Annotated in this window: 11 protein-coding genes; 4 read left to right on the top strand and 7 right to left on the bottom strand. The window is 72.7% G+C overall.

What is annotated here, in order from left to right; genetic code table 11:
* Nucleotides 1–18 precede the first annotated feature (18 nt).
* On the top strand, nucleotides 19–2802 hold the full coding sequence (locus ABZT03_RS14000) for a branched-chain amino acid ABC transporter permease/ATP-binding protein (RefSeq protein ID WP_356038179.1): 2784 nt from the start codon (nucleotides 19–21) through the stop codon (nucleotides 2800–2802).
* Between the two features lie 68 nt (nucleotides 2803–2870).
* Here ABZT03_RS14000 and ABZT03_RS13995 read toward each other — a convergent pair whose 3' ends face one another.
* From ABZT03_RS13995 to fabG, 5 genes are read right to left on the bottom strand one after another with little or no spacing between them, the layout of a single operon-like run.
* Complete coding sequence (locus ABZT03_RS13995; protein WP_356038177.1) at nucleotides 2871–3665, bottom strand: glucose 1-dehydrogenase; 795 nt, start codon at nucleotides 3663–3665, stop codon at nucleotides 2871–2873.
* A 16-nt stretch (nucleotides 3666–3681) separates the two neighbouring features.
* Entirely contained in the window at nucleotides 3682–4890 is a 1209-nt protein-coding gene (locus ABZT03_RS13990; protein WP_356038174.1) for an acetyl-CoA acetyltransferase, read from the bottom strand.
* Nucleotides 4891–4902: 12 nt separating this feature from the next.
* Nucleotides 4903–6327, bottom strand: coding sequence for an OB-fold domain-containing protein (locus tag ABZT03_RS13985; RefSeq protein ID WP_356038171.1), 1425 nt, complete (start codon nucleotides 6325–6327; stop codon nucleotides 4903–4905).
* Nucleotides 6327–7580, bottom strand: coding sequence for an acetyl-CoA C-acetyltransferase (locus ABZT03_RS13980; RefSeq protein WP_356038169.1), 1254 nt, complete (start codon nucleotides 7578–7580; stop codon nucleotides 6327–6329). Before ABZT03_RS13980 ends, ABZT03_RS13985 begins: the two co-directional genes overlap by 1 nt.
* A 47-nt stretch (nucleotides 7581–7627) precedes the next feature.
* Entirely contained in the window at nucleotides 7628–8374 is a 747-nt protein-coding gene (fabG, locus tag ABZT03_RS13975) for a 3-oxoacyl-ACP reductase FabG (protein ID WP_356038166.1), read from the bottom strand.
* 151 nt (nucleotides 8375–8525) lie between these two features.
* Here fabG and ABZT03_RS13970 point away from each other — a divergent pair, with 151 nt between their 5' ends.
* Nucleotides 8526–9752 (top strand): acyl-CoA dehydrogenase family protein, encoded by a 1227-nt coding sequence (locus ABZT03_RS13970; RefSeq protein WP_356038163.1) that lies wholly within the window; start codon nucleotides 8526–8528, stop codon nucleotides 9750–9752.
* Between the two features lie 148 nt (nucleotides 9753–9900).
* Here ABZT03_RS13970 and ABZT03_RS13965 read toward each other — a convergent pair whose 3' ends face one another.
* Nucleotides 9901–10470 (bottom strand): DUF2889 domain-containing protein, encoded by a 570-nt coding sequence (locus ABZT03_RS13965; protein ID WP_356038161.1) that lies wholly within the window; start codon nucleotides 10468–10470, stop codon nucleotides 9901–9903.
* Nucleotides 10467–11339, bottom strand: coding sequence for an enoyl-CoA hydratase-related protein (locus tag ABZT03_RS13960; RefSeq protein ID WP_356038158.1), 873 nt, complete (start codon nucleotides 11337–11339; stop codon nucleotides 10467–10469). Before ABZT03_RS13960 ends, ABZT03_RS13965 begins: the two co-directional genes overlap by 4 nt.
* A 209-nt stretch (nucleotides 11340–11548) precedes the next feature.
* Between ABZT03_RS13960 and ABZT03_RS13955 the strand changes: the two genes are divergently transcribed.
* Complete coding sequence (locus tag ABZT03_RS13955; RefSeq protein WP_356038156.1) at nucleotides 11549–12352, top strand: FCD domain-containing protein; 804 nt, start codon at nucleotides 11549–11551, stop codon at nucleotides 12350–12352.
* 113 nt (nucleotides 12353–12465) lie between these two features.
* Complete coding sequence (locus ABZT03_RS13950; protein ID WP_356038154.1) at nucleotides 12466–13647, top strand: amidohydrolase family protein; 1182 nt, start codon at nucleotides 12466–12468, stop codon at nucleotides 13645–13647.
* Nucleotides 13648–13665: the final 18 nt, after the last annotated feature.

The following is a 13665-nucleotide window of genomic DNA, read 5'->3' as shown; positions in this document are numbered from 1 at the left end:
CTACTCATGGAGCCTCGGGTGGACCCCGAGTCCTGGGAGGTTCCGCTGATGGGCGACATCCTGCGCTTCGCGCTGCTCGGCCTGGGGCTCGGTGCGCTGTACGCGCTCACCGCGCACGGCATCGTGCTGGTCTACCGCGGTTCAGGAGTCCTGAACTTCGCGCACGGCGCGATCGGCATGGCCGGCGCCTACGTCCAGTGGGAGCTCGCCGCCCACCACGGGATGCCGTACTGGCCCGCCACCGCCTGCGGGGTGCTCACCTCCGGCGTCCTCGGCGTCCTCACCCACCTGCTGGTGATCCGGCCGCTGCGCCGGGCCTCCTCGCTGGCCCGGCTGGTCGGCACCCTCGCGGTGTTCATCCTGCTCACGGCCGTCGCCGTGAAACGCTACGGCGACAGCCTGGAGCTGGTCCCCGGCAAGCTGCCCACCCGGCTGCTGAAGATCGCCGGGGCGACGGTCTCCGAGGACCGCGTCTGGCTGCTCGGCATCGCGCTCGCCGTCACCGGACTGCTGCACCTCGTCTACCAGCGCACCCTGTTCGGCCTGGGCACCACCGCGGTCGCCGAGAGCGAGAGCACCGCCGCCGCCCTCGGCTGGTCCGCCGATCTGGTCGCCGCCGCCAACTGGGGCCTGGGCTCGGCGCTCGCCGGACTGACCGGCATCCTGATCGTGCCCGTCATCGGCCTGTCGGTGACCGGCCTGACCACGCTGCTGCTGAGCGCGCTGGCCGCCGCCCTGGTCGGGCGGTTCTCCTCGTTCCCCGTCACGCTGGCGGGCGGTCTGGTCATCGGTGTCGTGCAGTCGGAGCTGACCCGCTTCAGCTCCGACATCACCGGGCTCGCCTCGTCGGTGCCCTTCCTGTTCATCGCGCTCGTGCTGATCGCGCGCGGCCGGGCGCTGCCGCTGCGGGGCACCTTCCTCGACCGGCTGCCCGCCCTGGGCGACGGCCGGGTCCGCCCCCTGGCACTGGCGCTCGCCGCCGCGGCCGGCCTGCTGCTGGTGAGCGTGTCCACACCGCTGTGGGCCGACGCGATCACCACCACCCTGGTGCTCTGTCTGATCATCCTGTCGATCATCGTGGTCACCGGGTACGCCGGACAGGTGTCCCTGGCCGCGTACGCCCTGGCCGGCACGGGGGCCTTCATCGCCGGGCACGCGGCGGCCGACTGGGGCTGGCCCTTCGAACTCGCCCTGCTCGCAGGCGTGTTGGGCACCGTTCCGATCGGGCTGCTGTTCGCGCTGCCGGCGGTCCGCACCCGTGGCGTCAACCTCGCCATCATCACGCTCGGCCTCGGCACCACGCTGGAGGCGATGGTCTTCCAGAACACCGACCTGGCCACGACACCGGGCAGCGACGGCATCGCGGTGGGCAGGCAGACCCTGTTCGGCGTCAGCATCTCGGGAGTCGACCATCCGCAGCGGTACGCGGCCGTGGTGCTGGTGATGTTCGTGGCCGCCGCGCTGGTGGTGGCCAACGTGCGGCGCAGCCGGACCGGCCGCCGGCTGGTCGCGGTGCGGGCCAACGAGCGCGCCGCGGCGGCCCTCGGCATCGACGTGCGCGCGGCCAAGCTGTACGCCTTCGGCCTCTCCGCGGCCATCGCCGCGCTGGCCGGGGTCCTCACCGGCTTCCGCTCGACCTCGGTGGTCTTCTCCGACTTCGCGAGCTTCGACTCCGTGACGGCGCTGGGCCTCGCGGTCATCGGCGGGGTCGGCTTCCTCGTCGGCCCACTGTTCGGCGCCACCTTCGCCGCGGGCACGGTCGGTGCGCGCTTCGGGGACTGGCTGGTGCCCGGGCTCAGCGAGTGGATGCCGCTGATCGGCGGGATCATCCTGGTGCTGACCCTGGTGGGCAACCAGGACGGCATCGCCCGGGAACTCGGCGGCCGGGCGGCGGGCGCGGAGCGCGCGTTGCGGTCCAGGCGCGCGGCCCGGGCGGCGGGGGCCGCGGACGGGCGGACCGGCGACACCGGGACCGCCCCGGGGGCGGCCGGCGGGGCGAAGGAGACGGCGGCCGTGCCGCGGGCGCACCGCGCCGACCCGCTGTCCCTGCGGGTGCGTGACCTCACCGTGCGCTACGGCGGTGTCGTCGCCGTCGACGGGCTGTCCTTCGACGTCGAGCCCGGCCGGGTGGTGGGGCTCATCGGGCCCAACGGCGCCGGCAAGACCTCCGCCATCGACGCCGTCACCGGCTTCACCCGGGCGGCGTCCGGCACGGTACGGCTCGGCGAGCGGGACGTGACCCGGGTGCCGGTGCACGCACGGGCCGCGGCCGGGCTGAGCCGGTCCTTCCAGTCGCTGGAGCTGTTCGAGGACATGACGGTCCTGGACAACCTGTACGCGGCCTGCGACCGGCCGGGTCCCTGGGCGTACCTCGGTGATCTGGTCCGCCCGGGCAGCCGCCCGCTCCCGGGCCATGTGGTTCTGGCGGTACGGGAGTTCGGGCTCCAGGACAGCCTGGACCGGCCGGTGGGCGACCTGTCGTACGGCGAGCGGCGGCTGCTGGCCATCGCCCGCGCCGTGGCGGCCTCTCCGTCGGTGCTGCTCCTGGACGAGCCGGCCGCCGGGCTGTCCGACGACGAGACGCGCGAACTGGCCCGTCTGGTACGGCGGCTCGCCGAGGACTGGGGCATGGGCGTGCTGCTGGTCGAGCACGACGTCGACATGGTGATGAGCGTCTGCGACCAGGTCGTCGTCCTCGACTTCGGCCGCCGCATCTGTGTCGGCACCCCGGACGAGGTGCGCGGCGACCCCGCGGTGCGCGCGGCCTACCTGGGCGACCTGGCGCCGGAGACGCTCACCTGAGCGGGAGCGGCCACGACGAAGGCGCCGCCGCCCTGTCCGGGTCGGCGGCGCCTTCGTGGTACGGCCCGTCAGGCGTCGCGCAGGTCCGCGACGTACGGCTGGTGGGAGAGCAGGCCGCCGTCCACGCGCAGCGTGTGCCCGGTGATGAAGGCGGACTCGTCGGAGGCGAGGAAGACGACCGCCGAGGCGACGTCCTCCGGCCGGCCCAGCCGGGGCGTGAGGTGATGGCGCAGCATCGCGTCCCGGATCGCCCCGTGGGCCGACCCCGAACTCGCCGGCGTGACGATGAAGCCGGGAGCGATGGCGTTGCAGCGCACCCCCTGCTTGCCGTACTGGGTGGCGACGTACTGCGTCAGGTTGATGAGCGCGGCCTTGGAGGCGCCGTACGCGGGATTGCGCAGGTCGCCCGCGAGTCCGGCACCGGACGAGGTGTTGATGACGGAGCCGCCGCCACGGGCGATCATGTGCGGGACCGCGGCCTGGATGGCGACCATGGTGCCGCGCAGGTTGATCCGCATGGTGTCGTCCCAGATCGCCGGGGCGGCCTCCAGCACGGCGAGGTCCTGCCGGGCGGCGAGGTGCGTGGCCGCCGCGTTGTTGTGCAGGACGTCCAGACCGCCGTACGTCTCGACGGCCGCCGCCACCATGGCCCGCACGCTGTCGACGTCGCCGAGGTCGACCGGCACCGCCGTCGCCGAGCCGCCCGCGGAGCGGATCTCCTCGGTGACCGTCCGGGCGCCGTCCAGGTTCAGGTCGGCGACCACCGTGTGCGCGCCCTCGGCCGCGAGCCGCCGGGCCGTGGCGGCGCCGATGCCCGACGCCGCCCCGGTGACGACGGCGACCTTGTCCTCCAGTCGTCCCATGGACGAACCACCCTTCTCAGTCGCTGCGTTCACTGCCGACGACCGACACGAAGGACACGCACTCGCCGGGCCCGCCACCGAGGTTGTGGGTCAGGGCGAGGGAGCGGCCCTCGGCCAGCGTCCGTACCGTCCGCTCGGGCGGGGCCTCTCCGCGCAGCTGGAGCCACGCCTCGAACATCATGCGCAGCCCCGAGGCGCCGATGGGGTGACCGAACGCCTTCAGTCCGCCGTCCGGGTTCACCGGCAGCGTGCCGTCCAGGTCGAACAGTCCGCTGGTGACGTCCTTCCAGCCCTGTCCGCGTTCGGAGAAGCCCAGGTCCTCCATCAGCACGAGTTCCGTGGGGGTGAAGCAGTCGTGGACCTCGGCGAGCGCGAGTTCGGCGCGCGGGTCGGTGACGCCGGCCTGCCGGTAGGCCTCCCGCGCGGACGCCACGACCTCGGGGAACGTGGTGAAGTCGTACTCCGGGTCGAGCAGACCGTCCGCCGGGCCGGCCGCGAAGGACAGCGCCTTCACGAAGATCGGCCGGTCGGTGTACCGGTAGGCGTCCTCGGCGCGCACCACGATCGCCGCGGCCGAACCGTCGGAGACCCCGGAGCAGTCGAACACGCCGAGCATGCCCGCGATGATCGGCGCCGACCGGATGCGTTCCAGCGGCACCTCCTTGCGGAACTGCGCCCGCGGGTTGCGGGCCCCGTTGACATGGTTCTTCCAGGCGATGCGGGTGATGACGTCCTTCATCTCCTCCTGGTCCAGGCCGTACTTGGCGGCGTAGGCGGGAGCGAGGAGGGAGAAGTTGGCCGGCGCGGTGATCTCGCCGCGGCTGTCGTCGCCGGCGCCGGGGATCGCGGTGCCGGAGAGCCCCGACATGCCGGAGTCCTTCAGCTTCTCCACGCCGACCGCCATCGCCACGTCGTAGGCGCCGCAGGCCACCGCGTAACAGGCGTTGCGCAGCGCCTCGGAGCCGGTCGCGCACATGTTCTCCACGCGGGTGACCGGCTTGTTGGGCAGCCGCAGCACCCGGCTCAGGGTGAGACCGGACACGCCGGACGCCTGGGTGCCGAACCAGTACGCGTCGATGTCGTCGAGGGTGATGCCGGCCGAGGTCGTGGCCGCGCCGACCGCGTCGATCAGCAGGTCGTCGGCCGACTTGGTCCAGTGCTCGCCGAACGGCGTGCACCCCATGCCGACGATCGCGACCCGGTCCCGAATTCCGTGCGAACCCATTGCCCCGCCCCCTCAGTTCCCGCCCGGCCGCACCGGCCGGGCCTTCCAGAAGTAGTTGTGGATGCCGGCCGCGGTGACCGTGCGGCGGAAGGTCATCTCCACCCGGGCGCCGATGACCGCGTCGGCCTCGGTCGCGTCGGTGAGCTGGCAGCGGAACCGGCCGCCGCCGTCGTAGTCGACGACCACGACGAGCATCGGCGGGCTGGGCGTGTGCGCCAGCCGGTCCACGGTGAAGGTGGCGACCGTCGCCTGAACGGCGTCCATCGGCTCGTCCGTCATGGCGTCCACGGCGTGGCAGGAGGCGCACACCCGCTCGGGCGGCAGATGCCGGGTGCCGCACTTGTCGCACCGGGCGGCGACGAAGCCGTACTTCCAGCCACTGCGGCGGTGCGCGGGCGGGGCGTAGGGCGGTTCGGGGTCCGGCCGGCGGGGCGGCTCGCGGTCGAGGAGTCCGCGCCAGGAGAGGTAGGTGGCGTACGGCAGCGGCGGGCCGCCCGCGGCGATCTGCGCGGCGACCGGGCGGGCGGCGCGGTGCGCCGGGAGCGCCTCGGTGGCGCGCAGCAGCAGCACGCCGGCGCCGTCGCCGAGCACCACGAGGGCGATGGTCTGCCCCGGCCTGGCCCGGTCGAGGACGTCGGCGAGCAGCAGTCCGGGCTGTGCGGTGCCCGCGTTGCCGATCACGCCGGCGAGGTCCGGGGCGAGGGCCTCGGGCCGGACGCCCGGGGTGCGCCGTACCGTGGCGCAGGCGCGCGCGTGCAGGCCGGACACCACGAAGTGGTCGATCGCGCCGATCTCCAGGCCGGCCTGGTCGAGGGCGGCGTCGAGCGCCTGGCCGGCGAGGGACACGTAGAGCTGCTCGGCGAAGCGCTCCTCCCAGACGCGGGAGGCGGGTGCGCCGGGCAGCCGCCAGCGTTCGAGGATCTCGTCGCTGACGGTGTCGTGGGCGAGGAGTTCCGCGATGACGGGTGCGCCGTTGCGGTGGCCGCCGAAGACGAACGCGGCCGCGCCGTCGCCGCCGGCCGACTCGTCGGCGCCGCCGGGCAGGCCGGTGCGCAGGTCTGACAGGACGGTCAGGGTCGGGACCGGGGAGCGGGCGGCGGTCACCAGCGCGCCGAGTCCGGAGCGCACGGAGCCCGCCATGTCGGCGGCGAGCACGTGCGGGTCGAGGCCGAGCGCGGCGTGGACCGCGGTCGCGTTGGTCTTGTCGAGGTAGGCGGGTGCGGCGGTGGCCAGGAACAGCTGGCCGATACGGGGGCGCAGGCCGTCGCGGGCGAGGGCGCCGCGGGCCGCCTCCACGGCCATCGAGGTGGTGTCCTCGTCGTAGCCGGCCACCGCCCGGGTGCCGCGGCCCGCCGCGGTCCCGAGGACGGCGGCGACGTCGGCGCGGGCGAGGCGGTGGTAGGGCACGTAGGCGCCGTACGCGATCAGTCCGGGCATCAGCGTCCTCCATGGACGTGGGGTGTGCGGGTGGGCCGTTCGAAGACCGCGGCCAGTCCCTGGCCGCCGCCGAGACACATGGTCTCCAGGCCGTAGCGGGCCTGGCGGCGGTCGAGTTCGCGCAGCAGGGTGGCGAGGATGCGGCCACCGGTGGCGCCGACGGGGTGGCCCAGCGAGATGCCGGAGCCGTTGACGTTGAACCGCTCGAAGTCGGCCTCGGTCAGGCCCCATTCGCGGGTGCAGGCCAGCACCTGGGCGGCGAAGGCCTCGTTGAGTTCGATCAGGTCGATGTCGGCGAGTTTCAGCCCGGCGCGTTCCAGGGCGCGGGCGGTGGCGGGCACCGGGCCGATGCCCATCGTCTCCGGCGGCACACCCACGACGGCCCAGGAGACCAGGCGGCCCAGCGGGCGCAGCCCGAGTTCCGCGGCGCGTTCGGGGTGGGTCACGACGCAGAGGGCGGCGCCGTCGTTCTGGCCGCTGGCGTTGCCCGCGGTGACGGTGGCGTCCGGGTCCTGCCGGCCGAGCACCGGACGCAGGCTCGCGAGCTTCTCCAGCGAGGAGCCGGGGCGCGGGTGCTCGTCGGTGTCGATGACCGTCTCGCCCCTGCGGCCGTGGACCGTGACCGGCACGATCTCGTCGGCGAACCGTCCCTCGCGCTGGGCGGCGACGGCCTTCTCGTGCGAGCGCAGGGCCAGCCGGTCCTGCTCCTCGCGAGGGATGCCGTACGCGCGCCGCAGGTTCTCGGCCGTCTCCAGCATCCCGCCGGGGACCGGGTGGTTGACGCCGCCGGAGGTGACCCGGCCGCGGGCGAGTCGGTCGTGCAGCGTGGTGCCCGCGCCGACGACGCCCCAGCGCACGTCGGTGGTGTAGAACTCGGCCCGGCTCATGGACTCCACACCGCCGGCCAGGACCAGGTCGCTCGCGCCGGTCTGCACCTGCATCGCCGCGGTGATGACCGCCTGGAGTCCGGAGCCGCAGCGGCGGTCGATCTGCAGTCCCGGCACGTCCACCGGCAGGCCGGCGTCGAGCGCGGCCACCCGGCCGATGGCCGGGGCCTCGCCGTTGGGGTAGCACTGGCCGAGCAGGACGTCGTCGACGGCGGTGGGCGGGATGCCGGTGCGCTCCAGCACGGCGCGGACGACCGTGGCGGCGAGTTCGGCCGCCGGTACGTCGCGCAGGACACCGCCGTAGCCGCCGACGGGGGTACGCACGGGTTCGCAGATCACCGCGTCACGCAGGAGGGGGGCGGGCATCCTTCGGGCCTTTCGTCGGGGGTGGTGGGGAGCGGGACGGCGGGGGCTCACATGTAGCGGCCGCCGGTCACCTCGACGACGGCGCCGGTGAGGTAGCTCGCCATGTCGGAGGCGAGGAAGAGGACGACCTGGGCGACCTCGGCCGGTTCGCCGGCCCGGCCCAGCGGGATCTCGGCGAGCTTCGCGTCCCACGCCTCCCTGGGCATCGCCTCGGTCATCGCGGTGCGGATCAGACCGGGCTGTACGGCGTTGACGCGGATGCCCGCCTTCGCGAGTTCCTTGGCGGCGGCCTTGGTGAGGCCGACGAGCCCGGCCTTCGCGGCGCTGTAGTTCGTCTGGCCGAAGTTGCCGACCTTGCCGGCGATGGAGGAGATGTTGACGATGCTGCCGCCGTGGCCGTGCGCGCGCATCGCCTCGGCGGCGTACCGGGTGCCGTTCCAGGCGCCGGTGAGATGGACGTCGAGGACGGCGCGGAAGTCGGCGAGGGCCATCCGGCGCAGTGTCGCGTCCCGGGTGAACCCGGCGTTGTTGACCATCACGCCGACCGGCCCGAAGGTCTCGCCGCAGTGCGCGACCAGGGCGGCGACCTCGCCCTCGTCGGTGACGTCGCAGCGCAGCGAGGTGGCCGGCACGCCCTTCTTCGCGAGGCGCTCGGCGGCGTCCGCCGCGGCCTCCTCGTTGACGTCGCCGAGGACCACGCGGGCTCCGGCGGCGCCCAGGACGCCCGCTATCTCGAAGCCGATCCCCTGCGCGCCGCCGGTGATCACCGCGTTGCGGCCGTCCAGCAGTCCCATGTCAGCCCGCCCTGGCTCGTCGCTATTCCTGTTAAATAGATAACCTATTATGCTGAAACAATCAATACGGCGACCCAGCGCCGCCAGGGGGCCGACACCGACCGCGGCGCCCCGCCGGCGAACAGAGCCACAAAAGAGAAGGGAGCCGCAGGTGGACATCAGCTATCCCCCGGAGACCGAGGCGTTCCGCACCGAGGTCAAGGCGTTCCTGTCCGCGGCGCTGCCGGCCGGCTGGCAGGGCATCGGCGCGCTCGGCGAGGAGGAGGCATGGGCCTTCGCCCGCGACTGGCGCCGGCGCCTGGCCGAGCGCGGCTACCTCTCCCTGACCTGGCCCGAGCGATACGGCGGCCGCGCGCTGTCCAAGCTGCACCAGGTCGTCCTGATGGAGGAACTGGCCCTGGCCGGTGTGCCGTTCGGGCTGCCGCAGGACACGTTCGGTGTGAAGATGCTGGCGAACACACTGCTGCGCTGGGGCACCGAGGAGCAGAAGAGCCACTTCCTGCCGCGCATCCTCAGCGGCGAGGACACCTGGTGCCAGGGCTACTCGGAGCCGGACGCCGGCTCGGACCTCGCCTCGCTCACCACCCGCGCGACGCGGGAGGGTGAGGAGTGGGTGATCGACGGCCAGAAGGTGTGGACCTCGGGCGCCCACCACTGCGACTGGATCTTCGTGCTGGCCCGCACCGACCGCGACGCCCCCCGCCACCGGGGCATCTCCTTCCTCCTGGTCCCGCTGCGCCAGAGCGGCGTCGAGGTGCGGCCGTTCCGCATGATGAGCGGGCAGCTGCACTTCAACGAGGTCTTCTTCGACGGCGCCCGCACCCGCGCCGACCTCGTGGTCGGCGGCGTCGACAACGGCTGGACGGTCGCCCAGAGCCTGCTGGGCGTGGAGCGCGGCGAGGAGGCCGCGACCAACCCCATCCTGTTCCGCGCCGAGGTGGAGCGGCTGGTGGCGCTGGCCCGCCAGTACGGCAGGGCCCAGGACCCGGTGATCCGGCAGCGGATCGCCTGGTGCTGGTCGAAGGTCGAGATCATGCGCTACCTCGGCTACCGCATCCTCACCGGCTGGCTGAAGGGCGCCGAGCCGGGCCCCGAGACCTCGATCGCCAAGCTGTACTGGAGCGAGTACCACACGAAGGTCACCGACCTGGCGCTCGACATCATGGGCCTGCACGGCCAGGTGCCGGACGGACGGCCGCCGCTGCGCACCTACCGCACCGACGACCCCGGCGCCGCCAACTCCTCGGCGTCCTGGGCGACGACGTATCTGATCGCCCGCTCCGGCACGATCTACGCGGGGACCTCGCAGGTGCAGCGCAACATCCTCGCGGAGAAGGTCCTCGGCCTGCCCCGCGAACCGAGGACACCGGCGAGCTAGTGCCGTGACCGGGAGGTTCACCGGCTCGCGACGCCCGGTAGACCTTTCCGGTCAGGGCACTGGACGGCGCACCGCCCCTCCCGCCGGGTGCACGGCGGAAGGGGCGGGACCCGGCCCGGGGGACGGGGCCGCACGACCCGGCCGCCCCTCAGGGTCGTTCGAAGGTGTCGAGGTGCGGGACCGGGCGGGGGCCGGTGCCCGGGCGCCAGCCGGCGTCCAGTTTGCGCAGGCCCACCCCGTCCGGCGCCCAGATGTGGCAGCTGTCGAGCACCCCCGCGGTGACGCGCGGGCCGTCGGCGGGCTCGCCCGCGTCCCGGCGCCGGGTGTTGGCCGACATGGCCGCCTGCACGACGGCGGGGCCCAGGACACGGGCCAGCTCGTACAGGTGCGAGCAGCCCAGGACCCCCCGGAAGCGTTCCTGGACGGCCCGGTTGTACCCGGCGGCGACACTGAGCCCGACCAGGCTGTCGAAGGCCGGCGTGATCAGGGGGCACTCGGCGTGCGGGAACGTCAGCATGTCCGCGCCGGCTGCGACCACGACCATGTCCGTGACGCGGACGCGCACCGCGAGCACCATCCGGTGCACGACGGCGGTCGCCGGCTCCGCCCACGGCCGCTCGTCGCACAGCTCCGCCTCGACGGAGATCTCCTCGCCGGTCTCCTGGTAGGCGGTGCAGGTGACGGTACGGCGGTGCAGCGGCAGTTCGGCGCGTGTCATGACGTGGCCTTCCCCGGAACCTGCGCGGTCTCCCCCAGCGGCGCGAACCGGGGCTGTCTGCGTTCGATGAAGCTGAGCACGCCCTCGCGGTAGTCCGGGGCGCGCTTCGCGGTGGCCAGCAGCGCGATCGCGTCGTCGCGGCTGCCGGTGAAGGTCTTCGCCTGGTCGTCGGCGAGCTGCCGCTTGATGAGGGACATCGCGTACGGACTGGCCGAGCGGGCCAGTTCGGTGGCGTAGGCGAGCGCCGCGGGGAGCAGGTCCTCCGGCTCGGCCAGCCGGTTGACCAGCCCCATGGCCAGCGCCTCGGTCCCGGTCAGGCGGCGCGAGGACAGCAGCAGGTCACTGGCGTTGCCGTAGCCGACGAGCCGGGGCAGCAGCCAGGACACGCCGTCCTCGGCCACCAGTCCGCGCGCGCTGAAGGCGGCGGCGAACTTGGCGTGCGGTACGGCGAACCGCACGTCGCACATGAGAGCCTGGTTGAACCCGATGCCCGCACAGGCACCGTTGACGGCCGCCACGACCGGCTTGGGGAGGAACAGGGGCCGCGAACGCGGGGGCAGCCGGTCGGTCGGCCAGGGGCGCGCGCCGGAGGAGGCTCCGTCCAGCACGCTCATGTCCATGCCGGGGCAGAAGCTGCGGCCGGCGCCGGTGAGCACCACCACCCGCACCGCCGGGTCCCGCTCGGCGCGGTCGAACAGCTCGTTGTAGAGCAGCTCCATCTCCAGCGTCCAGGCGTTGTGGCGCTCGGGACGGTTCAGGGTGAGCAGCAGGACCCCGTCGCCGGTGAGTTCGGTGAGGATCACCGGGCCGGGGCGCTCGGCCGCCTGGGCCGCCGGGTCCGTCGAGTCGATCGATGCCGTCGAGTCCATCGAGATCACTCCCGCGAGGCGGCCCATCATGGGGCTAATAGATAGATGAATCATCTATATACCCAAGGGGCGCCCGGGCGCCAGGGAGAACCCCGCCCGACGGGTGATCACCGCCCTCTTGACCTGGTACCCTCGATGCACTAAGCAGATTCATTTTGCTATATACGGCGAAACTGAACAGGGCAGACCACCAGCGAGGAGAGTGCACCGTGGCCGAGGCAGCCCGTGCAGCACAGACGCCGACCCTACCCGCGCCCTCCCGCGCCCGGGTCGGACGCCAGGTCCGCGTACCGAAGACCGCCGAGCTGGTCGCCGCCCACCTGCGCCGCCAGATCGTGCGGGGCGAGCTGCAGCCCGGCGACGCCCTGCCGCCCGAGTCGGGCCTGATGGAGCAGTTCGGCATCTCCCGGCCGACCCTGCGCGAGGCGTTCCGCGTCCTGGAGTCGGAGTCGCTGATCACGGTGCGCCGCGGCGCCCACGGCGGCGCCCGGGTGAGCGCCCCCGACTCCGACGTGGCGGCCCGCTTCGCCGGCCTGATCCTGGAGTACCGCGGCGCCACCCTCGGCGACACCTACCGGGCGGCCGCCGTCATCGAGCCGCCCTGCGCCCGGCAGGTCGCCGCCAAGAACTCTCCGGCCGACATCAAGCGGCTGCGGGACGCGGTGGCCACCGAGAAGGCCGCCCTGGACGACCCGCTCGCCCTGGTCGAGGCGCAGGACGCCTTCCACGCGCTGCTGATCGAGCTCACCGGCAACCAGACCCTGATCCTGCTGTGCGGGATGCTGCGCAACATCATCGACCGCGCCAACGCCTCGTACACCGCGGGCGCCACGGACGCCGAGGCGCAGAAGGCACAGGCCCTCAAGGGGCACCGGGCCCATGTCCGGCTGGTCGGCCTGATCGAGTCCGGCAAGGCGGACGAGGCCGAGAAGCTGTGGCAGCGGCACATCTCCAGCGCCGACGACGTCGTGAACTCGGCCGGCCCCAAGACGCTGCTCGAACTCCTCGACTGAGCCGGCCGCCACCTTCTCCGCACCGCGTCCCCCTCACCCCCTTGCGCCTTTGAATCAGTTAGATAATTATAGAAGGCGTACTGAATAGCTCAGGGGTCTCGGAGGCGACGGCCATGGCCGAACAGCGCAAGCGAATCTTCGACTGCGACCAGCACATGTACGAGGAACGGGACTCCTTCACCCGGTATCTCCCGAAGGAGTTCCTCGGCCAGGCAGTGGCCCCGGTGACACTGCCCGACGGCCGCGAGGTCATCCTCGCCGGGGACCGCATCGTCGTGTGCCTGGAACCGGAGTTCGGGCAGGTCTACCGGCCCGGCTCGCTCAAGGAGATGCTCAAGGCCATGGCCTCGGGCAACCCCGACGAGACGTACCAGTTCGAGCCGATGCACGAGTCGTACCAGAACCGCGAGGCCCGGCTGCGGGTCATGGACGAGCAGGGCCTGGACCAGACGATCATCTACCCCGGCGGCTGGGCACTGGTCGCCGAGGAGTACGTGCAGGGCGTCGAACCGCTCTACGCCAACTACCACTCGTTCAACCGCTACATGAACGAGGTGTGGGGCTTCAACCACCAGGACCGCATCTACTCCCCCGCGCTGCTGTCGCTGCGCGACCTGCCCAGTGCGGTCAAGGAGCTGGAGTACGTCCTGAACGAGGGCGCGCGGTTCATCATGCTGCCGACCGGGCCGCAGTACGGCCGCTCACCCGGCGACCCGTACTTCGACCCGTTCTGGAAACTGGTCAACGAGGCCAAGGCCAGCGTGTGTTACCACATCAGCGAGTTCTACTACAACTCGCACGTCGCCCCGGCCTGGGGCCATGACGCCAGCCCGATCCACTTCCGGATGTCGGCGTGGCAGTGGATGAACACCTACGGCCAGCGCCCCATCGAGGAGACGCTGTCCGCGCTGATCTTCGACAACCTCTTCGGGCGCTTCCCGGACATCAACGTCCTGGTGTCGGAGTTCGGCGCCGAGTGGGTGCCGCACTTCGTCCGGCACATGGACAAGAGCCGGGGCATGGGCCGCAACGGGCCGTGGATCGGCGGCCAGCTCGCCGAGCGTCCCAGCGAGGTCTTCCGCAAGCACGTGCGGGTGGTGCCCTACCCGGAGGACGACATCCCGAGCCTGGTGAAGCGGCTCGGCTACCACGAGTCCATCGTGATGGGCTCCGACTTCCCGCACGCGGAGGGCATCGCCAACCCGGCGGACTACCGCAAGCTCCTCGCGGAGCTCGACGAGTCGGTCCAGGACGACATCATGTACAACAACGCCCAGCAGCTGATCAGCCGCTGAGCCGCCCGGCGCACGGAG

This window comes from Streptomyces sp. NPDC005574, from assembly GCF_040605435.1.
Classification (GTDB): domain Bacteria; phylum Actinomycetota; class Actinomycetes; order Streptomycetales; family Streptomycetaceae; genus Streptomyces.
The sequence above is the reverse complement of the archived record's forward strand: the minus strand, read 5'-3'. Positions and strand labels throughout refer to the sequence as shown.